Genomic DNA, 25,979 nt, shown 5'->3' with positions numbered 1-25,979 from the left:
AAGAAGGGCCACCGCACGCGGAACGCTTGATCCCCTCAAGGAGCAACGACAGCTATGTCCAGCTACGACTACGTCATCGTCGGTGGCGGAACCGCAGGGTCGGTGATCGCTTCCCGGCTCACCGAAGACCCGGCCGTCAGGGTCGCCCTGATCGAGGGCGGCCCCTCCGACATCGACCGGCCCGAGGTGCTGACCCTGCGCCGCTGGCTCGGCCTGCTCGGCGGCGAGCTCGACTACGAGTACACGACGACGGAGCAGCCGCGCGGCAACAGCCACATCCTGCACAGCCGGGCCAAGGTGCTCGGCGGCTGCTCGTCGCACAACACCCTCATCTCGTTCAAGCCCCTGCCCTCGGACTGGGACGAGTGGGAGTCGAACGGCGCCGCCGGCTGGGGCGCGGCCGCCATGGACCCGTACTTCGGCAAGCTCCGCAACAACGTCGTACGGGTCGCGAAGAAGGACCAGAACGCCATCGCGACGGACTGGATCGAGGCCACCAAGGACGCGCTCGGCGTGCCCGAGGTCGTCGGCTTCAACGACCAGCCCTTCGAGGAGGGCGTCGGCTTCTTCGACCTCTCGTACCACCCGGAGGACAACAAGCGCTCCTCCGCCTCGGTGGCCTATCTGCACCCGCACATCGAGGCCGGTGACCGCCCGAACCTGGACATCCTCCTGGAGACCTGGGCGTACAGGCTGGAGCTCGGCGGCGAGGACGGTCTGACCGCCACCGGCGTGCACGTCCGCACGAAGGACGGCGAGGAGCGGCTGCTGACCGCGGACCGCGAGGTGCTGGTGTGCGCCGGCGCGGTGGACACCCCGCGGCTGCTGATGCACTCGGGCATCGGCCCGAAGAAGGATCTGGAGGCGCTGGGGCTCCCCGTCGTCCTGGACCTGCCGGGCATCGGGGAGAACCTCATCGACCACCCGGAGTCGGTGATCGTGTGGGAGACGAACGGCCCGCTGCCGGACAACTCCGCGATGGACTCCGACGCCGGTCTGTTCGTGAAGCGGGACGCGGACCACAAGGGTCCCGACCTGATGTTCCACTTCTACCAGATCCCGTTCACGGACAACCCGGAGCGGCTGGGCTACGAGACCGTCGAGCACGGCGTCTCGATGACCCCGAACATCCCCAAGTCCCGCTCCCGCGGCCGCCTTTACCTCACCTCCGCGGACCCCGAGGCGAAGCCCGCCCTCGACTTCCGCTACTTCGAGGACGAGGACGACTACGACGGGCAGACCCTCGTGGACGGCGTGAAGATCGCGCGGAAGGTCGCGCAGTCCGAGCCGTTCGCCAAGTGGCTCAAGCGCGAGGTGTTCCCCGGCCCGGAGATCACCACCGACGAGGAGATCTCCGAGAAGGTGCGCAAGGCCGCGCACACCGTCTACCACCCGGCCGGCACCTGCCGCATGGGTGCCGCGGACGACGAACTCGCGGTCGTCGACCCCGAGTTGAAGATCCGCGGCATGAAGGGCATCCGTATCGCCGATGCCTCCGTCTTCCCGACGATGCCCGCCGTGAACCCGATGATCGGCGTGCTCATGGTCGGCGAGAAGGCGGTCGATCTCATCCGACCCGAATCGACTACGGCACCGGGAGGTGTTGCGTGATGTCCGCGACCCAGCAGACCGGGACCCAGGCCCAGACGCAGGAGTCCACCGACGAGTCCCCGGTGTTCTCCGTCCGCAACCTGTGGAAGGTCTTCGGCCCGAAGGCCCACAAGGTCCCCGGCAACAAGGAACTGGCCGGCCTGTCCGGCGCCGAGCTCACGCAGAAGACCGGCTGCACCGCCGCCGTCCGCGACGTCTCCTTCGACGTCCGCAAGGGCGAGGTCTTCGTGGTCATGGGCCTCTCCGGTTCCGGCAAGTCGACCCTCGTACGCTGCCTCACCCGCCTGATCGAGCCGACCTCCGGCCAGCTGGAGATCGACGGCGAGGACGTCATCGGCATGGACCGCAAGCGGCTGCGCGAACTGCGCCGCCGCCGCGCCGCGATGGTGTTCCAGAACTTCGGCCTGCTCCCGCACCGCTCGGTGCTCGACAACATCGCCTACGGCCTGGAGATCCAGGGCCTGGGCAGGGCCGAACGCCGCGCCAAGGCCGCGGAGATGGTGGAGAAGGTCGGCCTCAGCGGCCTCGGCCACCGCCGTCCCGGTCAGCTCTCCGGCGGTCAGCAGCAGCGTGTGGGTCTGGCCCGCGCGCTCGCCGTGGACCCGGAAGTCCTGCTGTTCGACGAGCCGTTCAGCGCGCTGGACCCGCTGATCCGCCGCGACATGCAGGAAGAGGTCATCCGTCTCCACCAGGACGAGGGCCGCACCATGGTGTTCATCACCCACGACCTCAACGAGGCGCTGCGCCTCGGCGACCGGATCGCGCTGATGCGCGGCGGCGAGATCGTGCAGTGCGGCACCCCCGAGGAGATCGTCGCCTCCCCGGCCGACGACTACGTACGGGACTTCGTCCGCGACGTGCCCCGCGAGCAGGTCATATCCGTCGGCCGCGCGATGCGCCCCGCCAACGGTGACGAGAGCGAGACCGGTGTCTCGCTGGCCCCCGACACCGTCGTTGCCGAGGCCGTCGAGGCCGTCGCGCGCAGCGGTGAGCACGCCCGCGTCGTCGACAAGGGCCGCACCCTCGGCATCGTCGACGAGCACCAGCTGCTCAACGTCGTCGCCGGCCTCGACGAGGGCAGCGAGACCGATGAGTCGAAGGGCAAGCCGGAGGAGGAAGAGGTGGCGCCGGTATGAGCACGGCTGCCCCCGAGAAGACCAAGGAGCCCGCGACGGGCGGTGCGACGGCGGCCCCGGCCCCCGCGCCGGCCGACGGTGCGGCGGCGCGCGGCGGGCTGAGCACGCTGCTGAGCCGCGCCAAGCTGCCGGTACTCCTGCTGGTGCTGATCGTCGCGGTCGTCAGCTCCGTCGCCGTCAGCCACGCCGAGTGGCCCAGCGCCCTCACGTACGACGTGAAGACGCCGCTGGACCAGGTGAGCAACTGGCTGACCGACAACCGCGACAAGTCCTGGCTGTTCCTCTACTTCCTGCTGCACATCAGCAACTGGGCCGAGGGCGGCGTCGACCAGCTGTACAACGTCTTCGCCTCCATGGGCTGGGCCGGCGTCACCGTCGTGGCGACGCTGCTGTCCTGGTACGTGTCCGGCGCCGGCCTGCGCAGCCGGTCGCTGCGCGTCGTCGGGATCACCGTGCTCGCCTTCGCGGTCCCCGGCATCCTCGGCATGTGGGACTACATGCTGGAGACGCTCGCGCTGATGATCCTGTCGGTCGTCGTCGCCGCCGTCTTCGGCGTGCTGCTCGGCCTGATCGCCGGGCTGTCCGAGCGCGGCGACCGCATCATGCGGCCGGTGTTCGACACCATGCAGGTCATGCCGGCGTTCGCCTATCTGCTGCCGCTGGTGCTGCTGTTCGGCATCGGCGCGCCCGCCGCGATGGTGGCCACCGTCATCTACGCGGCGCCGCCCATGGCCCGGCTCACCTCGCTCGGCCTGCGCGGCGCGAACCCGGCCGCGCTGGAGGCGTCCGCCTCGCTCGGCGCGACGCCCTGGCAGCGGCTGCGGACGGCCCGGCTGCCGCTGGCGCGCAAGGAGATGCTGCTCGGCCTCAACCAGACGATCATGCTGGCGCTGTCGATGGTCACCATCGCGTCCGTGATCGGCGCCGGCGGCCTCGGCGACAAGGTCTACCAGGGCCTGTCCAAGGACAACGTCGGCATGTCGCTGATCGCCGGTGTGGCCATCGTGCTGATGGCGATCTGGCTGGACCGCGTCACCGCCGCGGCCGGCGAGCAGCTGGACGCGCCGGCGCCCGCGGGTGACGGCGGCGTGCTGCACAAGCTGCGCGGCTGGCCGTCCTGGGCCGCGATCGTCGTGCTCGGCGCCGTCGCCTACCTGGCGGGGCCGGTCGGCGCACGGCAGTGGCCGGACGGCTGGACCGTCCGGCTGTCCGCGCCGATCACCGAGTTCATCACCTCGATCACCGACAAGATCGGCAGCGGGCTGCCCGTGGTCGGCGGCACCGACGTGTGGTCCTCGAACCTGACCGCGTGGGTGCTCAACCCGCTGCGGGACGGCCTCCAGGCCACCCCGTGGTGGGCGATGGTCCTCGTGGTCGCGGCGCTGGCCTTCTGCGTCGGCTCGGTGCGGGCCGGCATCACCGGCATCCTCTCCCTCGCCGTCATCGGCGTCATGGGCCTGTGGAGCAAGTCCATGGACACCCTGGCGCAGGTGCTGGTCTCGCTGGTGATCACGCTGATCGTCGGTGTCGTCATCGGCATCCTCGGAGCCCGGATGGACCGCTTCATGCGCCTCATCCGCCCGGTCCTGGACGTCATGCAGACGATGCCGCAGTTCGTGTACCTGGTGCCGGTGGTCGCGCTGGTCGGCGTCGGCCGTCCCGCCGCCATCTTCGCCGCGGTCATCTACGCCCTGCCCGCGGTCGTGCGCATCACCGCGCAGGGCCTGGCGACCGTCGACGCCGCGTCGATGGAGGCGTCCCGTTCGCTGGGTGCCACGAGCCTCCAGCAGCTCCGTCAGGTGCAGCTGCCGCTGGCCCGCCGCCAGTTGCTGCTCGCCGTCAACCAGGGCGTCGTCCTGGTGCTGGCCATCGTCGTCATCGGCGGTCTGGTCGGCGGCGGCGCGCTCGGCTACGACGTGGTGTACGGCCTGCAGAAGAGCGACCTGGGCGTCGGCATGACCGCGGGCATCGCCATCGTCTGCCTCGGTCTGCTGCTCGACCGCCTCACGCAGTCCGCGGGCACACGGAAGGGCGGCCGTTAGGGGGCGCGGAACTTCCCGTTTCGCCATCCCCCGACGACAAGGAACCTCTCATGCACACACCGACAGACGAGAAGAAGCAGAAGAAGGGCCTGCCGCGGTCCCGCAGGGGCCGCACCGCACTGATCGCCGGCGTCGGCGCGCTCGCGCTGACCGTCTCCCTGAGCGGCTGCGGCAAGGCGGACCCGTACTACACCGGTGCCAAGAACACCGTGACCCTTCCGTACGCCTCCTGGGCGGGCGCCGAGGCCAACGTGGCCGTGGCCGCGCAGATCCTGGAGAAGAAGCTCGGCTACCGCGTGAAGCCCACGCAGATGGACGAGCCGGTCTCTTTCGACGCCCTCAACTCCGGCAAGGCCGACGCGCTGCTCGAGGACTGGCGCGGCGTGCCCAAGAAGGAGAAGAAGTACGTCGAGGAGAAGAAGACCGTCACGTACGAGGGCCCCATGGGCGTGGTCGGCCACATCGGCTGGTTCATGCCCACGTACTACGTCAAGAAGCACCCGGAGCTGAAGACCTGGAAGGGTCTCAAGAAGCGGGCGAAGGACTTCAAGACGCTGGAGAGCGGCAACAAGGGCCAGCTGCTGGAGGGTTCGCCCTCCTTCAGCACGTACGACGACGCCATCATCAAGAACCTCGGTCTGGACATGAAGACGGTCTACGCAGGCAGTGAGGCCGCCCAGACCAAGGAGATGCAGAAGAAGTACGCGGCCAAGGAGCCGTTCATCACCTACTGGTGGACCCCCCAGTGGCTGAACGAGAAGCTCGACCTCACCGAGGTCAAGCTGCCGAAGCGGACGCCCGGGTGTGACGCCGACGAGAAGAAGGTCGACTGCGCCTACCCGCACACCAAGCTCGCGAAGTTCTTCAGCAAGGACTTCGCCGAGAACGGTGGCAAGGCGGCCGAGATGCTGAAGAAGTTCAAGTGGTCCACCGCGGACCAGACCCAGGTTGTCAAGTGGATGACCATCGACAAGATGGACACCGACGAGGCGGCCGCCAAGTGGGTCGAGCAGAACCCGGACAAGTGGAAGAAGTGGATGCCCTCCGAGAAGTAGGCAGCCACCGGAAACGGTCCGCACGAGGCCCGCGCCGCCCGCCCGCACGGGGGAGGCGCGGGCCTCGTCGTGTTCGCAACGTTCCCTGTTCGCAACATCGTTGAAGGCTGCATCTCGTTGCGCAGCGGGTATCTTTCAAGCTTCCCGGCCGAGGGCGCCGGGGCTGGACACCGGAGGTGTCGCGATGACCGCTGAAGCCGATGAAGCAACAGCCCGGCAATCGGTACTGTCCGTCGACGACCTGTGGAAGGTCTTCGGCCCCGCCCCGCAGTCCGTCCCCGGGAATCCCGAATACGCCGGCCTCTCGGCTGCCGAACTGCGCGAACGGACGGGTACGACAGCTGCGGTACGGGGCGTCTCCTTCGACGTACGCAAGGGCGAGGTCTTCGTGGTGATGGGCCTGTCCGGATCGGGCAAGTCGACACTCGTACGCTGTCTGACCCGGCTCATCGAACCCACCGCGGGGAGAGTCGAGATCGACGGCGCGGACGTACGGGCCATGGACCGGAACCGGCTGCGCGAACTCCGCCGCCACCACACCGCGATGGTCTTCCAGAACTTCGGCCTGCTCCCGCACCGCTCCGTCCTCGACAACGTCGCGTACGGCCTGGAGATCCAGGGCATGGGCAAGTCCGAACGGCGCGCCCGCGCCGGTGAGTTGATAACCAAGGTCGGCCTGGAGGGCATGGAGCTCCGCCGTCCCGGCCAGCTCTCCGGCGGCCAGCAGCAGCGTGTGGGTCTGGCCCGCGCGCTCGCCGTGGACCCGGAAGTCCTGCTGTTCGACGAGCCGTTCAGCGCGCTGGACCCGCTGATCCGCCGCGACATGCAGGAAGAGGTCATCCGGCTGCACCGCACCGAGGGCCGCACGATGGTCTTCATCACCCACGACCTCGCGGAAGCGCTGCGCCTCGGCGACCGGATCGCGCTGATGCGCGACGGCGAGGTCGTCCAGTGCGGCACCCCCGAGGAGATCGTGTCGTCCCCGGCCGACGACTACGTACGGGACTTCGTCCGCGACGTGCCCCGCGAGCAGGTCGTCTCCGTACGCCGCGCCATGCGGCCCGCCAACGCGGCCGAGGAGGCGGACACTTCGGGACCGGTGCTCGGACCCGACGCCATCGTCGCCGAGGCCATCACCGCCGTCGCCCGCACCGGATCCCCGGTGCGCGTCATGGAGAACGGTCAACTCCTGGGCATCGTCGACGAACAGCGGCTGCTGGCCATCGTCGCCGGCCTGGACGGACACGGGGCGGAGGCGGCGGCATGAGCGCCACCGGCACGGCCCCGCCCGCTCCCGTATCCGAGCCCGAGCCGCAAAAGGGCGGTTCCGAGCGGCGGTTGGGGGACCGGCTCGCACAGTTCGGCCGGTACCCCTCCGTACGCAAGCTCATGGCGCTGCTCGCCGTCGCCGTCGTCCTCGCCCCCGTCGCGGCCGTGCTGTGGGGCAGCGGTGGCTGGCCCAGCGAGCTGAAATTCGACGTGCAGGGGCCCCTGGACGACGCCAACCAGTGGGTCGCCGACAACCGGGACACCAACCCGGTCTTCCTCTACTTCCTGCTGCACCTCAGCAACGCGGCCGAGTCCTCCGTGGACGGCGTGCTGTCCCTGCTGGACGCCATCGGCTGGGTCGGCTCGCTCACCGCCGTCACCGCCATCGCCTGGTACGCGTCGGGGCTGCGCCTCGACCGCCGGGCCGCACGCGTGACCGCCACCGCGCTGGGCGCCTTCGCCGTGTGCGGGCTGCTCAACGTGTGGGAACCGACCATGGAGACCCTGGCGTTGATGGTCGTCGCCGTGGCGGTCGCCGCACTGGTCGGGCTGCTGCTGGGGCTCGCCTCCGGACTGTCCGAGACCTTCGACAAGATCCTGCGGCCGGTGTTCGACACCATGCAGGTCATGCCGGCGTTCGCGTACCTGCTGCCGTTCGTGCTGCTCTTCGATGTGGGCGTGCCCGCCGCGCTGTTCGCCACCGTCATCTACGCGGCGCCCCCGATGGCGCGGCTGACCGCGCTCGGGCTGCGCGGCGCGGAACCCGCGGCGCTGGAGGCCTCGGCCTCGCTCGGTGCGACGCCCTGGCAGCGGCTGTGGACGGCCCGGCTGCCGCTGGCCCGCAAGGAGATGCTGCTGGGCCTCAACCAGACCATCATGATGGCCCTTTCGATGGTGACCATCGCCTCCGTGATCGGTGCGGGCGGCCTCGGCGACGAGGTGTTCCGCGCACTGTCGAAGGTCAACATCGGCGAGGCGCTGGCCGCCGGCACCGCCATCGTCCTGGTCGCCGTGTGGCTGGACAGGACCACGGCCGCCGCGGGGGAGCGGCTGGAGGAGTCCGCCGTCGAGGCGAGCAGCACGGACGACCGCGCGCCCGGCCCGCTCGGATACGCGCGCGTCGCCGTGACGAAGTGGTGGGGCCAGATCGCCGTGGTCCTCGGGCTGACCGCCGTGGCCGCCGCGATCGGCAAGGCCGCGGGCGAGGAGTGGCCCGAATCCTGGACGGTCGAGCTCGCCAAACCGGCGAACACGGCGGTCAACTGGTTCACGGACAACTTCGCCGAGGGAGTGCCCGTCCTGGGCGGCACCCAGGTGTGGGCGGACAACTTCACCCTGTGGATCCTCAACCCGCTGCGGGACGGACTGCAGGGCACGCCCTGGTGGCTGCTGCTGCTCGTGGTCGCCGCGCTGGCGCTGGTCGTCGGCGACTGGCGTACGTCGCTGACCGGCACACTCGGTCTGGCCGCGATCGGCGTCATCGGCGTCTGGGACACCTCCCTCGACACGCTGTCGCAGGTACTGGCCGGTCTGGTCGTCACCCTGCTGCTGGGCTTCGCGATCGGCATCGCGGCGGCCCGCGCCGGCTGGCTGGAACGCACGATCCGGCCCGTACTCGACGTGCTGCAGACACTGCCGCAGTTCATCTATCTGATCCCCGTCGTGGCGCTCGCCGGCGTCGGCAGGGCCGCGGCGATCACGGCGGCGCTGCTGTACGCGCTGCCCGCCGTCGTCCGCATCACCACGCAGGGCATCAAGGGCGTCGACCCCTCCTCGCTGGAGGCGTCCCGCTCCCTGGGCGCGAGCAGCATGCAGCAACTCCGCGGGGTCCAGCTGCCGTTGGCCCGGCCCGCGCTGCTGCTCGCCGTGAACCAGGGCGTCGTCCTCGTCCTCGCCATGGTCGTCATCGGCGGCCTGGTCGGCGGCGGCGCGCTCGGCTACGACGTGGTCTACGGCCTGCAGAAGAGCGAACTCGGTATCGGCCTGACGGCCGGCGCGGCGATCGTGCTGCTCGGTCTGGTACTGGACCGGGTCACACAGCCGGCGGGCGCCGCGCGGCGGCGCGACTGGTGAGGCCCGGCCTCCCGTTGAACCACCCCCCGCCACCACTCCAACTGAAGAAGGCGATGTACTCCATGACAGTTCAGCGGAAACTCCGGCACGTACGTACTCCGTTGGTCGTCGGCGCGGCAGTGCTGGGCCTCGCCGTGGCGACGGCAGGCTGCGGCAAGGCCGACACCGGCAAGGAGGGCGGCGACAAGAACCTCACGCTGCTCGTGCCCTCCTGGGTGGGCGCCGAGGCGAACGTCGCGGTCGCCAAGAACCTCCTCGAGAACGAGATGGACTACAAGGTCAAGTCCCAGCAGATGGACGAGCCTGTGGCCTTCGACGCGCTCAACTCCGGCAAGGCGGACGCCCTGCTGGAGGACTGGCGCGGCGTTCCCAACAAGGAGAAGCAGTACATCGAGAAGAACAAGACGGTCGTGGACGGCGGCGACCTCGGCGTCACCGGACACATCGGCTGGTACGTCCCGAAGTACTTCGCCGACAAGCACCCGGACGTCCTCGACTGGAAGAACCTCAACAAGTACGCGAAGCAGCTGCGGACCACCGAGAGCGGCAACAAGGGCCAGCTGCTGGAGGGTTCACCGTCGTACACCACGAACGACAAGTGGATCATCCAGAACCTCAAGCTGGACTACAAGCCGGTCTACGCGGGCAGCGAGGCCGCGCAGATCACCCAGATGAAGAAGTACGTCAAGGACGAGAAGCCCTTCATCACCTACTGGTGGACCCCCCAGTGGCTGAACGACGAGCTGAAGCTGCAGGAGGTCAAGCTCCCCGCCTACAAGGAGGGTTGTGACAAGCCGGTCAAGAAGACGGCCTGCGCCTACCCGAACACCCCGCTGAAGAAGTTCTTCAACAAGGACTTCTCCGAGAACGGCGGGGACGCGGCGAAGTTCCTGCGGAACTTCAAGTGGTCCACCGAGCAGCAGAACCAGGTGGCCGGATGGATCGCGGGCGACGGCATGTCCTCGGAGGCCGCGGCCGAGAAGTGGGTCAAGGAGAACAAGGCGACCTGGCAGAAGTGGATGCCGTAACCACCCCGGCGCACTCTCCGCGCACAGGCCGAGGGGCACACGGCACGCGCCGTGTGCCCCTCGCCGTGCGCCCGTACGCCGTCCACCGGCCCCGGCAGGCGTCAACCGGCCCCGGAACGAGTACATATGAGGTAACGGAACTTCAGACTCGGGTGGTCAGCAACACCCCCGTGACGCTTCCGCACGACACGGCGTCACGGTGCGCGAACCGGGAGGCGGCGGCTATGACGGCAGGACAACGGGTGGGCAGCGCGGAACGGCCGGCGGTCGAGGAGGTGGCCCGGGACGTCTTCCTCGTACGGGCCAGCGACGTCAACTGCTATCTGCTGCGGGACGGTGAGGACGTCACCCTCGTCGACGCCGGCTATCCGGCGGACAGGTTCACCGTCACCAACGCCCTGGAGAATGTCGGGCGCCGCCCGCAGAACGTCAAGGCCGTCCTCATCACGCACGCGCACGCCGACCACATCGGCGCCGCCTCGTACTTCCACGAGAACTACGGCACCCCCGTCTACGCCGGCGCCCACGAAGTCGCGCACGCCCATCGCGAATACCTCGAACAGGCCACGCCCCTCAGGCTGCTGCTCAACATCTGGCGGCCCGGCGCGATCCCGTGGTCGGTGCGGGCCGCACGGAACGGCGGGCTGAAGAAGCTGAAGCTGCCGTACGCCGAGACGTACGACCCGGACGAGGGCGCCATGGACCTGCCGGGCCACCCGATGCCCGTCACCACGCGCGGCCACACCACGGGGCACACCGCGTTCTGGCTGCCCGACGCGGGCGCCGTCATCACCGGCGACGCCCTCGTGACCGGGCATGCCATCTCCCGGCGCACCGGCCCCCAGTTGCTGCCGAAGGTGTTCAACCACTCGCAGGAGGAGACCCACCGGGCCCTCGGCGAACTCGACAAACTGGAAGCCGACTTGCTCCTCCCGGGCCACGGCGACCCATGGCGGATCCCCATCACAAAGGCAGTGGAGGCAGCCCGCAACGCCAACTGAGGTGTGGGCAGTCGTTCCGCAGGGGCGGAACGGGTGGGCACACCGGAACCGCACCCGCGAGGTCACGTCCCCACGCACCCAACGCAGGCGCCCGCACAGGACCCCGCTACGACGCGCGCTCGCCGGCCGCCAGGCTGGCCGGCACGGCCCGCGTCGTCACCTGAAACCGGTTCCACGCGTTGATCGCCACGATCTGCGCGATGAGCCGCGCCAGTTCACTCTCCTCGAAGTGCCGAGCCGCCCGCCCGTACACCTCGTCCGGAACGAACCCGTCCGTCAGCACGGTGACCGCCTCGGTGAGGGCGAGCGCGGCCTGCTCCCGCTCCGTGTAGAGGGCGCCGCTCTCCTCCCAGGCGGCCAGCAGGTCGAGCCGGAGCTGCGTGATGCCGAGCTTCCGCGCGTCGGCGAGGTGCATGTCCAGGCAGAACGCGCACTTGTTGAGCTGCGAGGCGCGGATCTTCACCAGCTCGCCGAGCACGGGGTCGAGCCCTTCGGACGCGGCGGCCTGGAACGCGGCCATGCCCTGATAGACGTCGGGGGCGGTCTTCCAGAGGTTCATCCGGGGTGCGTCGTGTGTCGTCATACCGGCGACCCTACGGCGCGGGCGTCCCAAGGGTATGGTCCATTTCCATGCCGGATTCCTGGGCCAATTCCCCTGACGACGCACCGGACGGCGCCCCTCTCAGTGCCCCTCTGAACGGCGCCGACCTGCACCTCGACCTGACGGCCGGGGGTGCGGGCCGCCGCGACTCCGTCATCCGGGCACTCCGGGAGGCGGTCCGCGGCGGGCGGCTCGCGCCGGGCACGCGGCTGCCCTCGTCCCGCTCCCTCGCCGCCGACCTCGGCCTCGCCCGCAACACCGTGGCCGACGCGTACGGCGAACTCGTCGCCGAGGGCTGGCTGGTGGCCCGCCAGGGCTCCGGCACCCGCGTGGCGCGGCGCGCGGAGCCGCCGCCCCGGAGCCCGTCCCGTACGGAAACCGGGCCGGCCCGGGCCCGGCCCACCTGGGTGCGTCCGCCGCACAGCCCCTCCCACGACCTGCGCCCCGGCATGCCCGACGCCTCCTCCTTTCCTCGCCGGGACTGGCTCGCCGCGGCCCGCCGCGCCCTCACCGCGGCACCGGCGGAGGCCTTCGGGCCCGGCGACCTTCAGGGGCGCCCGGAGCTGCGCCGCGCGCTGGCCGGCTATCTCGCACGGGCCCGCGGAGTGCGCGCGGAACCCGAACGCATCGTCGTCTGCGCCGGGTTCGTGCAGGCCCTCGCCCTCCTCGCACGGGTGCTGCCGGACGAGGTCGCCGTCGAGTCGTACGGCCTCCCCTTCCACCGCGACATGCTGACCGCCGCCGGCCACCGCACCCCTGCGCTCACCGTCGACGAACACGGCGCGCGGACGGACGAGTTGGACGCACTGCCCTCGGCGGGCGCCGTACTCCTCACCCCGGCGCACCAGTTCCCGACCGGCGTGCCGCTGCATTCCAACAGGCGGGCCGAGGCCGTCGACTGGGCGCGGCGCGGCGGACGGCTCGTCCTGGAGGACGACTACGACGGCGAGTTCCGCTACGACCGGCAGCCCGTAGGCGCGTTGCAGTCCCTCGACCCGGAGCGGACCGTCCATCTGGGCACCGCCAGCAAGTCCCTCTCGCCGGCGCTCCGGCTGGCCTGGATGGTGCTGCCCGAACGCCTCGTCGGCCCGGTGCTCGCGGCCAAGACGCCCGCCGAGTGGACCGTCGGCGTCACGGACCAGCTCACGCTCGCCGAGTTCCTCGAACGCGGCGCGTACGACCGGCACGTACGGGCCATGCGGCAGCGCTACCGGCGGCGCCGCGACCGGCTCGTCGAGGCCGTCGCGGCACACGCGCCCGCGGTACGGGTGACGGGGATCGCGGCGGGACTGCACGCGATCCTCGAACTCCCCGCCGGCTGCTCCGAGTCGGACCTGCTGACCCAGGCCGCGCACCGGGGCCTGGCGCTGGAGGGGCTGGCCGCCTTCCGGCACCCCGCCGCGCCGGACGACGGCCGCGCGGGACTCGTCGTCGGCTACGGCACCCCGCCGGAGCACGGCTTCGGCGCGGCTCTCCACACCCTGTGCACAGTGCTGGAGCGCGGCGTGCAGACCGGGACCCGGCGGGGGAGCGCGGGGGTCAGCCGGCCAGGACCGTACGGAGCTGGTCGAGGCCCCAGTCGAGGTCCTCCTTCGACACGACCAGCGGCGGCGCGATCCGCACCGTCGACCCGTGCGTGTCCTTCACCAGCACCCCGCGGTCCATCAGCCGCTCCGAGATCGCCCGCCCCGTTCCGTGCGACGGGTCGATGTCGACGCCCGCCCACAGGCCCCGGCCGCGCACCTCCCGTACGGCGCCGCCGCCCGTCAGCAGCCCCAGCTCGTCATGCAGATGCTCGCCCAACTCCGTGGCCCGCTGCTGGAATTCACCGGTCCGCAGCATCGCGATCACCTCCAGCGCGACGGCGCACGCGAGGGGGTTCCCGCCGAAGGTCGAGCCGTGCTCGCCGGGCCGGTACACACCCAGCACCTCGGCGGACGACACCACGGCCGAGACCGGCACGACGCCGCCGCCGAGCGCCTTGCCCAGCACGTACATGTCGGGCACCACGCCCTCGTGTTCGCAGGCGAACGTGGCCCCCGTACGCCCGAGGCCCGACTGGATCTCGTCCGCGATCAGCAGCACGTTCCGCGAGCGCGTCAGCTCCCTGGCGCCCGCGAGATAGCCGGGCGGCGGCACCAGGACACCCGCCTCGCCCTGGATCGGCTCCAGCAGCACCGCCACCGTGCTGTCCGGGTCCTCGTCGACGGCGGCGCGCAGCGCGTCGAGATCCCCGTAGGGGACGACGGTGAACCCCGGCGTGTACGGGCCGAAGTCCGCGCGCGCCTCCGGGTCGGTGGAGAAGGAGACGATCGTGGTCGTCCGGCCGTGGAAGTTGTTGTCCGCGACGATGATCCGCGCCCGGCCGTCCGGGACGCCCTTGATCCGGTACCCCCACTTCCGGGCCGTCTTGACCGCGGTCTCCACGGCCTCGGCGCCGGTGTTCATCGGCAGCGTCATCTCCATGCCGCACAGCTCGGCGAGCTGGGTGCAGAAGCCGCCGAACAGATCGTGGTGGAAGGCGCGGGAGGTGAGAGTGACCCGGTCCAGCTGCGCTCTCGCGGCGTCGATCAGCCGCGGGTGCCGGTGGCCGAAGTTCAGCGCCGAGTAGCCGGCGAGCATGTCGAGATAGCGGCGCCCGTCGACGTCGGTCATCCAGGCCCCCTCCGCGGAGGAGATCACGACGGGCAACGGGTGGTAGTTGTGCGCGCTGTGCGCGTCGGCGGCGGTGATCAGCCCTTCCGTTGCGGACATGGTGATGTCTCCCATCTTTCCGGCCTGGTGCTGCGCGAGTGCCTCTTTCTATGGTCGGCCGCCCGGTACGCGAAGAAACCATCCCGGGGAGCTGTTTGCGGTCCGTGGCGGAACCGTCGCGGGGCGGGACGTGCCGTCCGTCTCGGTGCCGGAACTCACGTGGGAACGGGGCCGGACGGGGTCCGGGACCTGAGAGAATGGGCCGCATGGCCAATGATCGTCCTCGCGTGTTGTCCGGTATCCAGCCCACCTCGGGCTCGTTCCACCTCGGCAATTACCTCGGCGCCGTGCGCCAGTGGGTTGCCCTGCAGGAGTCGCACGACGCCTTCTACATGGTGGTCGACCTGCACGCGATCACGGTCCAGCAGGACCCGAAGGAGCTGCGGAACAACACGCGGCTGGCCGCGGCGCAGCTGCTCGCCGCCGGCGTGGACCCGGAGCGCTGCACCCTCTTCGTGCAGAGCCACGTCCCGGAGCACACCCAGCTGAGCTGGGTGATGGAGTGCCTGACCGGGTTCGGCGAGGCCTCCCGGATGACGCAGTTCAAGGACAAGTCCGCGAAGCAGGGCACCGACGGCACGTCCGTGGGCTTGTTCACATACCCCGCGCTGATGGTCGCCGACATCCTCATCTACCTCGCCGACCAGGTGCCGGTGGGCGAGGACCAGCGGCAGCACATCGAGCTGACCCGCAATCTCGCGGAGCGCTTCAACACCCGGTACGGGCACACGCTGACCGTCCCGGAGCCGTACATCCTCAAGGAGACGGCGAAGATCTACGACCTGCAGGACCCGTCGGTGAAGATGAGCAAGTCGGCGTCCACGCCGAAGGGCATCATCAATCTGCTCGACGAGCCGAAGGCCTCCGCGAAGAAGATCAAGAGCGCGGTGACCGACACGGACACCGAGATCCGCTTCGATGAGCAGGAGAAGCCGGGGGTCTCGAACCTCCTCACGATCTACTCCTCGCTCACGGACACCGGAATTCCGGAACTGGAAGACCGGTACGCCGGCAAGGGCTACGGTGCTCTGAAGACCGACCTCGCCGAGGTCGTCAGCGACTGGGCCGCCCCCTTCCGGGAGCGGACCTGGGAATATCTGGGTGATCCGGAGACGCTGGACGGCATCCTGGCCAAGGGCGCGGAGAAGGCGCGCGCCGTGGCCGCGGAGACCGTGGCCCAGGTGTACGACAGGGTGGGCTTTCTGCCCGCGAAATACTGACGCATGACGCACGGACGGACGAGCTGGTGAAGGAGGGAGAAGCGGTGGGGACTGCGGGCACAGTGACACTCGGCGTATCGCTGGCCGTCCCGGAGCCGTACGGTCGTCTGCTCCAGGAGCGGCGCGCGGGCTTCGGCGACGCCGCGGCGTACGGCATTCCCACGCACATCACTCTCCTTCCGCCGACGGAGGTGGACGCGGCCCTGCGGCCGGCGATCGAGGCGCATCTGGCGCGGGTCGCCGCGGCGGGCCGGCCGTTCACCGTCCGGCTGTCCGGCACGGACACCTTCCGTCCGCTGTCCCCGGTGGTCTTCCTCCAGGTCGCCGAGGGCGGCCCGGCCTGTCACCGGCTCCAGGAGCGGGTGCGTTCCGCCGAAGGGCCGCTGGTGCGGGAGCTCCACTTCCCGTACCACCCGCACGTCACCGTCGCGCACGGCATCGACGAGGCCGCGATGGACAAGGCGTACGAGGAGCTGGCCGGTTTCGAGGCGGCCTGGACCGCCACCGGCTTCGCGCTCTACCAGCAGGGGACCGACCATGTATGGCGGCTGCAGCGGGAGTTCGGCTTCGGCCCGCAGACGCCCGGGGGATCCGAGATCGGCGGCGCGGCGCTGACGGCGGTGCCGCGCCAGCCTTCGACCGCCTGCGGCGGCGCCTCCTTCGCCCCCCTCGGCTGAGCCCACCGCCCCACCGCTCGCCTGTCACCCCGCCCCGGCCCGCCGCGACCCGGCGGGCCTGATCGTCGCTGTCACGGGTACCGATTACGCTGACGTGGTGACAGGACTGCAGAGCGTGACCACAGGCAGGCGGTGATCATGGACTGGCTCACCAGGCTTCCGGTGATCGGGCCGGCGGCGAAGTGGTTCTTCGCCTCCCGTATCTGGCGGGTGTACGAGCACCTGGACGAGCGGAAGTGGACCCGGCTCGCGGCGGCCATCACCTTCACCAGTTTCCTGGCGCTGTTCCCGATGCTCGCCGTCGGTGCCGCGATCGGCGCCGCGCTGCTGACGCCGACCCGGATGCGTACCGTGCAGGACTGGCTCTCGGACCAAGTGCCGGGCATCTCCGACCAGTTGAACCTCCAGTCGCTCGTCGACAACGCCGGCACGGTCGGCTTCATCGCGGGCATCCTGCTGCTGTTCACCGGCGTCGGCTGGGTCGGCTCGATGCGCGAATCCCTGCGCGTCCTGTGGGACTTGGAGGAGGACCCGGGCAACCCCGTACTGCTCAAGATCAAGGACCTGGGCGCGCTGATCGGCCTCGGCGTCATCGGGGTGCTGTCGATGGCCGCCTCGGCGTTCGCGGTCAACGCCGTCGGCTGGGTCGCCCGTCAACTCGGCCTGGTCGAGGGCGGTGTCGGCACGGTGCTGCTGCGCATCGCCGGGTACGCGGCGGCCGTCGCGGCCGACTTCGTGCTGCTCTGGTACGTACTGACGATGCTTCCGCGGGTCCGCCCGCCGCGCCGCGCGACGATCGCCGCCTGCCTGATGGGCGCCGTCGGGTTCGAGCTGCTCAAGGCGCTGCTCAGCGGCTATCTGCAGGGCGTCGCCGCGAAGAGCATGTACGGCGCGTTCGGTGTGCCCATCGCGCTGCTGCTGTGGATCAGCTTCATGACCAAACTCCTGCTGTTCTGCGCCGCCTGGACGGCGACGAGCAGCAAGGAGACCGTGGACGCCGAGCCGTTGGCGCCCACGGAAGAGCCGTCCCCGGAGGAGCCTTCTTCCGAGGACGGGTCCTCGGACGCTGAGCCCTCGGAGGACAGCGGGACCTCCTCCGGAGCGGGCGTCAGGCGTCCGGGCCGGGGTGACGGCGGAACCGGGCCGGGCCGGGCAGCGGCCACCGCCGGTGGACCGCGTATCCGACGATGGCGAGCAGCACGAGGCAGCCGCCCGTGATGCCGAGCGCGGTGCCGACGCCGCCGGACGGGCCGTGCTTCGTGGTCACCGCGTGGTCGGCGGCGTGCCCGGCGTCGGCGGCGCCCGCCGTGTCGCCGGCGCCCTGCGGGCCGCCGGCCGCGCCCGGCGCGACGAGCGAGCCGACGGGGTCGACCTTGCCGGCCGCAGCGAAGCCCCAGTCGAAGAGCTTCGCCGTCTCCTTGTAGATCCGCTGCATGTCGCCCTTCTTGGGGTGCATGGCGGTCACCAGCAGCACCCGGTCGCCGTGCTGGGCGACACCCGTGAAGGTCGAACCGGCGTTGGTGGTCGTGCCGTTCTTCACGCCGGCGATGCCCGGGTACGGCTTCAGCCCCAGATCACCGGTCAGCAGCCGGTTGGTGTTCTGGATCTCGAAGTGCTCGCGCTTCTTCTTCCCGTTCTTGCCCTTCTTCGTCTCACCGGGGAACTTCGCGTGCGCGGTCGCCGCGTACTCCCGGAAGTCCGCCTTCTGCATGCCGGAGCGGGCGAACAGCGACAGGTCGTACGCCGAGGAGACCTGGCCCTTCTCGTCGTACCCGTCGGGGCTGACGACGTGGGTGTCGCCGGCGTTCAACTTCTCGGCGTGCGCCTGCATTTCGCGCACGGTCGACTCGGTGCCGCCGTTCATGGCGGACAGCACGTGCACCGCGTCGTTGCCGGAACGGAGGAACACGCCGCGCCACAGGTCGTGCACGCTGTACGTCTCGCCCTCCTTCACGCCGACCAGGCTGCTGCCCTCGCCCATCCCCTGGAGATCGGCGGGAGCCACCTTGTGGGTACGGGACTTGTCCAGCTTCGGCAGCACCGTGTCGGCGAACAGCATCTTCAGGGTGCTGGCCGGCGGGAGCTTCCAGTGCGGGTTGCGTGCGGCGAGGACCTCGCCCGACTCCGCGTCGGAGACGATCCACGAACGCGACGTGATCCCCTTCGGCAGCGCGGGCGGTTTCGCGGCGCCCTGCTTCGACCGCATCTGCGTACCGGGGTGGCCGAGCTGCTCACCGCCGACCGCCGACATGGAAGCGGGCGGTCTGGCCTCGGCGTACGCGGGAGCGGCGGCGGTGGGAAGCAGGAGCGCGGTGGCCGTGGCGCCGGCCAGAGCGAAGGTCAGTGAAGAAGTCGGCACGTCGTTGAACGTACAGGGCCGGAGGCCGCTTGTGGACCGATGGTCGTACGGGTGTCGCCTTCCGGGTTTCGCTCGCCGACCCCCATCGTCGGGAAGGTTTCACCTTGTGGCCATACTTGACACCATGCGCCACCCCTCCGGGGGGCATGCTTCCGGCCCCCGCATTCTCAGCCGTCCCGTCTCCTGGTTTCTCCTCGCCTTCGGCGTGTGGTCCTGGTTCGTCTGGATCACCTTTGTGAAAAACCTGTGGAAGGACGGCAGCGGGCTCGCTTTCGACGATGCGGGCGATCCGACGGGCTACTTTTGGGTTCATCTGGTGCTCGCCGTCGTGTCGTTCGCGCTGGGGACGGCGATCGGCGTCATCGGCCTGCGGGGGCTCCGCGCGCTGCGGCGCGCGTAGCCGGCACGCGTAGTCGGCACGCCGGCCGGGCGCGGGGAGAGGGAGGGGAACGTCGATGCTGTTCGTCCTGCTCGGTGTGGCCGTCGTGGTCTGCGTGCTGGGAGGCGTGCACTTCTATCTGTGGCGGCGTCTGGTACGGGATGTCTCCGTGCCGGGCGGCTGGTGGCGGAGGACCGGGACGGTTCTCGCCTTCGCGCTGCCGGCGGTGACGGTCGCCACGTTCGTGTCGGGCCGCGCGAACGCGCCGTTCGCGGTGGAACGGGCGCTGGCCTGGCCGGGCTACCTGTGGCTCGCCCTGATGATCTACCTCCTCCTGTCACTGGCCGCAGGAGAACTCCTCCGCCCGCTCCTGCGGAGGGCCCTCGCCACCTCCTCCCGCCGCAACGGCGGGGGACCGGAGCCGGACGACTCGGCGGTGTCACGCGAAGCGGTGTCCGCGCGGGGCGCGGAAGCGGGGGCGGAGGGGGCCACCCCTTCTTCTTCCCGCCGCGGCGGCGAGGGGCCGGACGCTGACGGGGCGGCGGTTACACGCGAAAGCGAGACCGCACGGGACTTGTCCCGTCGGAAGGCGATTTCGCGTGGTGTCGCGATCGGCGCGGGGATCGTGGCCGGGGCGACCGTGGCCGGGGGCGCGTACGGCGTGCTCAACGGGCCGACGCTGAAAAGGGTGACCGTCCCCCTCGCGAAACTCCCCCGTGCCGCGCACGGCTACCGCATCGCCGTAGTCAGCGACATGCATCTCGGCCCGATCCTGGGCCGCTCGCACACGCGGCGCGTGGTCGACCTCATCAACCGTACGCAGCCCGACATGGTCGCCATCGTGGGCGACCTCGTCGACGGCACCGTGGAGGATCTCGGCCCCGCCGCCGACCCGTTGCGCGCGCTCCGCTCCCGGCACGGCACGTTCTTCGTGACCGGGAACCACGAATACTTCGGCGAACCCCGCCCGTGGATCGACCACCTCCGCGGCATGGGCGTGCACCCGCTGGAGAACGCCCGCCGGGAGATGCCGCACTTCGATCTGGCCGGGGTCAACGACGTACAGGGCGAAGAGAGCGGCCAGGGGCCGGACTTCGGGAAGGCGCTCGGGGACCGGGACACGTCCCGCGCCTCCGTGCTGCTCGCGCACCAGCCCGTACAGATCCACGAGGCCGTGGACCACGGCGTCGACCTGCAGCTGTCGGGACACACGCACGGCGGCCAGATGTGGCCGGGCCCGTACCTCGCCGCGCTCGCCAACCCGACCGTCGCGGGCCTGGAGCGGTACGGCGACACGCAGCTCTACGTGACGCGCGGCGCCGGCGCCTGGGGCCCGCCCGTACGGGTCGGCGCGGACTCCGACATGACGGTCGTGGAGCTCGCCTCCAAGCAGTCCTGACCCTTCCCGGACGACGCGCCGCCGGCCGACGCGCCGCCGGCCGACGCGGCGTCGCACGCCGCGGCGTCAACGGGCAGTGACACCGTCACACTCAGCCCCGCACCCGGAGCGGTGATCACCCGTACGGTGCCCCCCAGGGCCTCGACTCCCGCCCGTACGACGGACATTCCCAGTCCGCTGCCGCCGCCCCCGTCCGCGCGGAAGAACCGGTCGTAGACGCGTTCCGCGTCCTCGGGGCGCATGCCGGGCCCCTCGTCGGCGACGCGCAGCACCCCGTGGCCGTCCTCCTGCCGGACGGCGACCGCCACCGGTACGTCGTGGGGCGTGTGCACCCGTACGTTGGCGACGAGGTTCCCCACGACCTGCCGCAGCACGGACTCGTCGGCCAGGACGGAGCAGCCGTCGCGGCCGGTGAACTCCACGGGCCGGTCCGGCTGTTGGGCCGTCAGGTCGTCCAGCGCCTCCTGGGCGAGCCGGGCCAGGTCGACGGGGCGGGGCCGGAGTTCGGGCTGCTGGTCGAGGCGGGCCAGCGCCAGCAGCTCGTCGACGAGCCGGCCCATCCGCTCGGACTCGGCGGTCATCCGGGACAGCGCCCGGTCCCGCTGGGCCTGTTCGCCGAGCATGCCCCGCTCGTACAGCTGGAGGTAGCCGCGGATCGCGGCGAGCGGCGTGCGCAGTTCGTGCGAGGCGTCGGCGACGAATCTGCGCAGCTGCGCCGCCGCGTGTTCCCTGGTGAGGAAGGCCGCCTCGACCTGGTGCAGCATCGCGTTGAGCGCGACCCGCAGCTGTTCGACCTCGCCGACGGTGTGCCGGCTGGGCGGTGCCGCGACCCGCCGGGACAGGACGAGCCCGGACGCGCCGCTTCCGTCGTCCTTCTCGGCGCTGCCCTCCGCGATCGCGGACGCGGTCTCCACCATGTCCTCCAGGGGCCGCAGCCGGCGCCGCGAGCCGAAGAAGGTGACGGTGCCGAGTCCCGCCGTCAGGACGATTCCGGCGAGGAGTTCGAGCCGGATGACCTTCGTCATGACCTTGCCGACGCCGGTCGCCTCGGTGGCCAGCACCAGCACGTTCCCGTCGCCCAGCCGGAGCGCCGTGGCCCGGTACGGGCGGCTGTCGACGGTGAGGTCCCGCGGCTCCTTGCCGCGCAGCATCGCACCGGGCCCGGAGCCGGTCGCGGCATGGGCCAGGGCGCGCTGCCTGCCGTCCGGCATCTCCCCGGCGAACTTCGCCGCCTCGCCGTCCTTGCCGAGCAGCGCGAACGTCATACGGCTGCCGCTGGCCCTCGCCAGGTCGCGGGAGATGATGCTGCTGTGCTGTCCCGCCGCGGAACTGATCGCGGCGATCTGGCCGGTGGTCAGCCCGGTCTGCGCGATGCCGCTCCGCGAGTGCATCAGCTCGGAGTCGACGGCGGAGACCAGATAGTGCTTGATGCCCATCAGGCTGATGCAGGTGGCGACGACGATGCCCGCCGCGAGCATCGCCAGGCTGCTCAGCGTCAGCTTCGCGCGGAGCGTTCCCGGGCGCAGGCCGCAGAATCTCACGGCGCACCGGCCCCGTCCCCGGCCGGCCGCAGCCCGTAGCCGACGCCCCTGCGGGTGCGGATCAGCGGCGGCCCGAGCGGGGCGAGCTTGCGGCGCAGATAGCTGACGTACGTCTCGACCACCGTCGACTCCACCGGCTGGTCGAACCGCCAGACCTGGCGCAGCAGTTGCTCCTTCGGCACGATCCGGTCCGCGTGCCGTACCAGATGCCGCAGCAGCGCGAACTCCGTCGGTGTCAGATCGGCGCTCCGGCCGCCGCGGCGCGCGGTGTACGTGGCCTCGTCCAGCTCCAGGTCGCCGTGGCGGAGCACCGGCGGACGGGGCGCGGGCTGCGCGTCGGCGCCGTCGAGTGTGCCGCGGGTGCGGCGCAGCACGGCACGCAGCCGCGCCACCACCTCGTCGACGTTGAACGGCTTGGTGATGTAGTCGTCGCCGCCCAGCGTCAGGCCCTGGACGGCCTCGGTGGGCGCGTCCCGCGCGGTGAGGAACACGACGGCCAGGTCGGCCCGTTCGGCCCGCAGGACCCGGCACACCTGCCGGCCGTCGCCGTCGGGCAGCGCGATGTCGAGCAGGACGGCGTCCGGCCGTGTGGCGTGCGCGGCCTCCACGGCGGACCGTACGCCGTCGGCCGTCACCACCTCGAAGCCGTGGAAGCGCAGAGTGATCGCGAGTACGTCGGCGATGCTCGGTTCGTCCTCGACGACGAGCACGGTCGCCTGTGTGGCGGAGCCCGGACCGGCGCCGGCCGGCGTGCCGGCGGCGCCCTCGGAAGCGGCGGAAGGCCTCATCTCCCCAGTATCGGGGCGGAATTGCCAATTCCCGGTGCACAGCATGAGAGCTTCCTGAGAGTCATGGACGTGTCCATGCGGCGGCGCGCCGCCATCCCGAGGCTGGGGCCGTCAAGCAGCACCTCGGGGGAGGGGCCTCGGCCCCTGGACACAAGGAGTGTGGGGGATGGCGGCACTGGCGCGATGGTGCCTGCGGCACCGCTGGGCGGTACTCCTGCTGTGGGTGGGGGCACTGCTGGGAACGGTCGTGGCGAGCGGGGTGACGGGCAGCTCGTACGCGAACCAGTTCAATCTGCCCGGCACGGAGTCCTCGCGGGCCATCGACCGGATGGAGAAGGCGTTCCCGGACCGGTCGGGCGACACGGACATGGTGGTCTGGCACACCGGGGACGGCAGCGTACGGGACGCGGACGTGCGGCAGCGGATGGACGCGGCGCTCGCGGACATCGCGAAGCTGCCGGACGTCGGCGACGTGGCGAGCCCGTACGAGGGGCGCGCGGGAGCGGAGCGGATCAGCCGGGACGGCACGATCGCGTACGCCGAGGTCACCTTCACCAAGCAGGCCTTCGAGCTGGACAAGGCCGACATCGTGAAGGTCGTCGAGCGCGCGGAGGAGGCTCGTACGGACGGGCTCGACGTGGAGCTGGGCGGCCAGGCCATCGAACAGGCGCAGGAACCGCCGGGCGGGCTGGCCGAGGGAACGGCCGTGCTGGCGGCGGCACTTGTCCTCTTCCTCGCCTTCGGCTCGCTGTACGCGATGCTGCTGCCGCTGCTGAACGCGGTGTTCGCGGTCGGCATCGGACTGTCCGGGCTGATGGTGCTCAGCCACGTGGTGGACCTGCCCGACGTGGCGCCGCTGCTCGGCTCGCTGATCGGGCTGGGCGTCGGCATCGACTACGCGCTGTTCATCGTGACCCGGCACCGGAAGGCCGTACGCGCCGGAACTCCCCCTGAAGAGGCGGCCGTCCGGGCCATGGACACCTCGGGCCGCGCGGTCCTGTTCGCCGGGGGAACGGTGTGCATCGCGCTGCTGGCGATGTTCACCCTCAACCTGGACTTCCTGAACGGCATCGCCATCGCCACCACCGCGACCACGCTGCTGAGCGTGCTGGCGGCGGTGACGCTGCTGCCGGCCATGCTGGGCTTCCTCGGCGTGAAGGTGCTGTCCCGGCGCGAACGGCGGCGCCTCGCGGACGGGTCGGAGCCGCAGACCAAGCAGGGTCTGGCGGTCCGCTGGGCCCGGCTGCTGGAACGCCGGCCCCGGATGCTCGCGCTGGTGGCGCTCGTCGTCATGGGGGCGCTCGCCGTGCCCGCGCTGTCGCTGCGGCTCGGCGCCAACGACCAGGGCAACCAGCCCGAGTCGCAGACCACCCGGCAGGCGTACGACCTGCTCGCCGAGGGGTTCGGGCCGGGCTTCAACGGGCCGCTGCTGCTGGTCGGTTCGACCCCGGGCGGCGAGGCGGACCGCGCCGCGCTGAGCGGGCTCGGTGACGACATCTCCCGGATGGAGGGCGTGGCCCGCGTCGTGCCCGTACCCGCACCGGCCGGCTCGTCCGCCGGGGTCATCCAGGTGATACCCGAGACGTCACCGCAGTCCGTCGAGACGGAGCAACTGATCGACACCCTGCGGGAGGAGACCGTACCCGCGGCCGAACAGGGCACCGGTCTGGAGGTCGACGTCGGCGGACCGACCGCCATCCAGAAGGACTTCGCCTCCGTCGTCGGCGACAAACTGCCCCCGTTCATCGGCCTCATCGTGGGCCTGGGCGCGCTGCTGCTGCTCGTCGCGTTCCGCAGTGTGGTCGTACCGCTGACTGCGGCGGTCATGAACCTCATCGCCGCGGCCGCGTCGTTCGGGGTGCTCGTCGCCGTCTTCCAGTGGGGCTGGGGCGTCGAACTGCTCGGCCTCGGCAAGGAAGGGCCGATCATCACCTTCCTGCCGGTCATCATGCTGCCGCTGCTGTTCGGACTGTCCATGGACTACCAGGTGTTCCTGGTGAGCCGCATGCACGAGGAATGGGTGCACACCAAGGACAACGCCCACGCCGTACGGACCGGCTTCGCCGACACCAGCCGGGTCATCACGTGTGCGGCGCTCATCATGGTGTGCGTGTTCGGCTCCTTCGTGCTCAGCGGGGACCGTGGCGCGCTGATGGCGGGCATCGGCCTCGCGGGAGCGGTGGCGCTGGACGCGTTCATCCTGCGCACGATCCTGGTGCCGGCCGTGATGTTCCTCTTCGGGCGGGCCAACTGGTGGCTGCCGGGCTGGCTCGACAAGGCGCTGCCGCATCTCGCGGTCGACCCGCCGGACGAGCCCGTACGGGCCGTGGCCCCGTCGGTGCCGCCGGTACCGCCTGTACGGGACACCGACCGCGAACTGGTCCCCGCGGGGGCGGCCCTGTCGGGGTCCGCGGGGGCGGAGCGGTCGGGGGCGTCCGAGCCTTCCGAGCCTTCCGAGCCGGAGGTGACCCTTGTACGGGGCACGGTCCGCGACACGCTCGGTACGCCCGTCGCCCACGCGTCACTGACCCTCCTGTCGGCCGACGGCCGCCAACTGGGCACGGCGACAAGTGAGATGGACGGCGGCTACGTGCTGCCCACGCCGGGCAGTGGCGCCTACATCGTCGTCGCCACGTCCCCCGCGCTCGGCGCCACCAGCGCGGGAGTCCTGGTCACCAACACCCCCACCCAACTGGACCTCCACGTCCAGCCTCCGGCGGAGTAGCGCGGCCAACGAGGGCGCGCCCGGGGTTCGACCCTGGGCGCGCCCTTCCGCGCGTCGGGGCGCAGCCCCGAGCGGGTTCGGGGCTCCGCCCCGAGGGGGATGGGGCGAAGCCCCGAACTTCGCGCGCTGCGCGGCGGGGGTCTGGGGGCACAGCCCCCGGTCTTTCGCGCGCCAGCGCGGTGGGGTGCGGGGGCGGAGCCCCGCCGGGGTCCGGGGCGGAGCCCCGTTCTTTCCGCGCGGAGCGCGGCTGGGGGCGGGGGCGGAGCCCTGGAAGAAACGGGTAGGGGCGGGTCTGGGGCTCAACCCCTCACGGCGGCGCGT

At 71.0% G+C, this 25,979-nt stretch carries 19 protein-coding genes and 1 pseudogene; 15 read left to right on the top strand and 5 right to left on the bottom strand.

What is annotated here, in order from left to right:
• The first annotated feature begins 54 nt into the window (after window positions 1-54).
• The 8 genes from AC3AGO_RS14610 (at window position 55) to AC3AGO_RS14575 (ending at window position 11,215) form a co-directional block, all read left to right on the top strand.
• Complete coding sequence (locus AC3AGO_RS14610) at window positions 55-1,611, top strand: GMC family oxidoreductase (RefSeq protein WP_487820632.1); 1,557 nt, start codon at window positions 55-57, stop codon at window positions 1,609-1,611.
• Window positions 1,611-2,747, top strand: coding sequence for a quaternary amine ABC transporter ATP-binding protein (locus AC3AGO_RS14605; RefSeq protein WP_487820631.1), 1,137 nt, complete (start codon window positions 1,611-1,613; stop codon window positions 2,745-2,747). Before AC3AGO_RS14610 ends, AC3AGO_RS14605 begins: the two co-directional genes overlap by 1 nt.
• Window positions 2,744-4,789 (top strand): ABC transporter permease, encoded by a 2,046-nt coding sequence (locus AC3AGO_RS14600; protein WP_487820630.1) that lies wholly within the window; start codon window positions 2,744-2,746, stop codon window positions 4,787-4,789. The genes AC3AGO_RS14605 and AC3AGO_RS14600 overlap by 4 nt, the downstream gene beginning before the upstream one ends.
• A 50-nt stretch (window positions 4,790-4,839) precedes the next feature.
• Entirely contained in the window at window positions 4,840-5,844 is a 1,005-nt protein-coding gene (locus tag AC3AGO_RS14595) for a glycine betaine ABC transporter substrate-binding protein (RefSeq protein WP_487820629.1), read from the top strand.
• Window positions 5,845-6,028: 184 nt separating this feature from the next.
• A complete protein-coding gene (locus AC3AGO_RS14590) occupies window positions 6,029-7,111 on the top strand; it encodes a quaternary amine ABC transporter ATP-binding protein (RefSeq protein ID WP_487820628.1) in 1,083 nt (360 codons plus the stop codon).
• Window positions 7,108-9,186 (top strand): ABC transporter permease, encoded by a 2,079-nt coding sequence (locus AC3AGO_RS14585; RefSeq protein ID WP_487820627.1) that lies wholly within the window; start codon window positions 7,108-7,110, stop codon window positions 9,184-9,186. The genes AC3AGO_RS14590 and AC3AGO_RS14585 overlap by 4 nt, the downstream gene beginning before the upstream one ends.
• A gap of 62 nt (window positions 9,187-9,248) precedes the next feature.
• The gene (locus tag AC3AGO_RS14580) at window positions 9,249-10,214 is read left to right on the top strand and encodes an ABC transporter substrate-binding protein (RefSeq protein WP_487820626.1); all 966 of its coding nucleotides are present in this window, start codon (window positions 9,249-9,251) and stop codon (window positions 10,212-10,214) included.
• Between the two features lie 224 nt (window positions 10,215-10,438).
• A complete protein-coding gene (locus AC3AGO_RS14575) occupies window positions 10,439-11,215 on the top strand; it encodes an MBL fold metallo-hydrolase (RefSeq protein ID WP_487820625.1) in 777 nt (258 codons plus the stop codon).
• 106 nt (window positions 11,216-11,321) lie between these two features.
• Here the strand turns inward: AC3AGO_RS14575 and AC3AGO_RS14570 are convergent, their stop codons facing one another.
• Window positions 11,322-11,798, bottom strand: coding sequence for a carboxymuconolactone decarboxylase family protein (locus tag AC3AGO_RS14570; RefSeq protein ID WP_487820624.1), 477 nt, complete (start codon window positions 11,796-11,798; stop codon window positions 11,322-11,324).
• 47 nt (window positions 11,799-11,845) lie between these two features.
• Here AC3AGO_RS14570 and pdxR point away from each other — a divergent pair.
• Window positions 11,846-13,312, top strand: a pseudogene (pdxR, locus tag AC3AGO_RS14565) (MocR-like pyridoxine biosynthesis transcription factor PdxR); the annotation flags it as partial.
• Between the two features lie 43 nt (window positions 13,313-13,355).
• Here pdxR and rocD read toward each other — a convergent pair.
• A complete protein-coding gene (gene rocD / locus AC3AGO_RS14560; protein WP_487820623.1) occupies window positions 13,356-14,570 on the bottom strand; it encodes an ornithine--oxo-acid transaminase in 1,215 nt (404 codons plus the stop codon).
• A gap of 206 nt (window positions 14,571-14,776) precedes the next feature.
• Here rocD and trpS point away from each other — a divergent pair, with 206 nt between their 5' ends.
• The 3 genes from trpS (at window position 14,777) to AC3AGO_RS14545 (ending at window position 17,685) form a co-directional block, all read left to right on the top strand.
• Complete coding sequence (gene trpS / locus AC3AGO_RS14555) at window positions 14,777-15,790, top strand: tryptophan--tRNA ligase (RefSeq protein ID WP_487820622.1); 1,014 nt, start codon at window positions 14,777-14,779, stop codon at window positions 15,788-15,790.
• A 44-nt stretch (window positions 15,791-15,834) separates the two neighbouring features.
• The gene (locus tag AC3AGO_RS14550) at window positions 15,835-16,467 is read left to right on the top strand and encodes a 2'-5' RNA ligase family protein (protein WP_487820621.1); all 633 of its coding nucleotides are present in this window, start codon (window positions 15,835-15,837) and stop codon (window positions 16,465-16,467) included.
• Window positions 16,468-16,605: 138 nt separating this feature from the next.
• Window positions 16,606-17,685 carry a YihY/virulence factor BrkB family protein gene (locus AC3AGO_RS14545; RefSeq protein WP_487820620.1) on the top strand — a complete coding sequence of 360 codons (1,080 nt, stop codon included), beginning with the start codon at window positions 16,606-16,608 and terminating at the stop codon, window positions 17,683-17,685.
• On the opposite strand, the gene AC3AGO_RS14540 is transcribed toward AC3AGO_RS14545, so the two are convergent.
• A complete protein-coding gene (locus tag AC3AGO_RS14540; protein WP_487820619.1) occupies window positions 17,576-18,826 on the bottom strand; it encodes a D-alanyl-D-alanine carboxypeptidase family protein in 1,251 nt (416 codons plus the stop codon). The two genes, AC3AGO_RS14545 and AC3AGO_RS14540, sit on opposite strands and share 110 nt — an antisense overlap.
• A 124-nt stretch (window positions 18,827-18,950) precedes the next feature.
• On the opposite strand from AC3AGO_RS14540, the gene AC3AGO_RS14535 reads away from it, so the two are divergent.
• Together AC3AGO_RS14535 and AC3AGO_RS14530 are read left to right on the top strand one after the other, a co-directional pair.
• Window positions 18,951-19,226, top strand: coding sequence for an SCO4848 family membrane protein (locus AC3AGO_RS14535; protein WP_487820618.1), 276 nt, complete (start codon window positions 18,951-18,953; stop codon window positions 19,224-19,226).
• A gap of 55 nt (window positions 19,227-19,281) precedes the next feature.
• Window positions 19,282-20,604, top strand: a complete 1,323-nt coding sequence (locus AC3AGO_RS14530) for a metallophosphoesterase (protein WP_487820617.1) — start codon at window positions 19,282-19,284, stop codon at window positions 20,602-20,604.
• On the opposite strand, the gene AC3AGO_RS14525 is transcribed toward AC3AGO_RS14530, so the two are convergent.
• Together AC3AGO_RS14525 and AC3AGO_RS14520 are read right to left on the bottom strand one after the other, a co-directional pair.
• Window positions 20,508-22,145, bottom strand: a complete 1,638-nt coding sequence (locus AC3AGO_RS14525; protein WP_487820616.1) for a sensor histidine kinase — start codon at window positions 22,143-22,145, stop codon at window positions 20,508-20,510. The genes AC3AGO_RS14530 and AC3AGO_RS14525 overlap by 97 nt on opposite strands.
• The gene (locus tag AC3AGO_RS14520) at window positions 22,142-22,933 is read right to left on the bottom strand and encodes a response regulator transcription factor (RefSeq protein ID WP_487820615.1); all 792 of its coding nucleotides are present in this window, start codon (window positions 22,931-22,933) and stop codon (window positions 22,142-22,144) included. Before AC3AGO_RS14520 ends, AC3AGO_RS14525 begins: the two co-directional genes overlap by 4 nt.
• A gap of 166 nt (window positions 22,934-23,099) precedes the next feature.
• Between AC3AGO_RS14520 and AC3AGO_RS14515 the strand changes: the two genes are divergently transcribed.
• Complete coding sequence (locus AC3AGO_RS14515; RefSeq protein WP_487820614.1) at window positions 23,100-25,658, top strand: MMPL family transporter; 2,559 nt, start codon at window positions 23,100-23,102, stop codon at window positions 25,656-25,658.
• Window positions 25,659-25,979: the final 321 nt, after the last annotated feature.

The sequence above is a fragment of the Streptomyces sp. BL1 genome (assembly GCF_057628045.1).
This window is presented reverse-complemented; position numbering and strand designations above follow the sequence as displayed.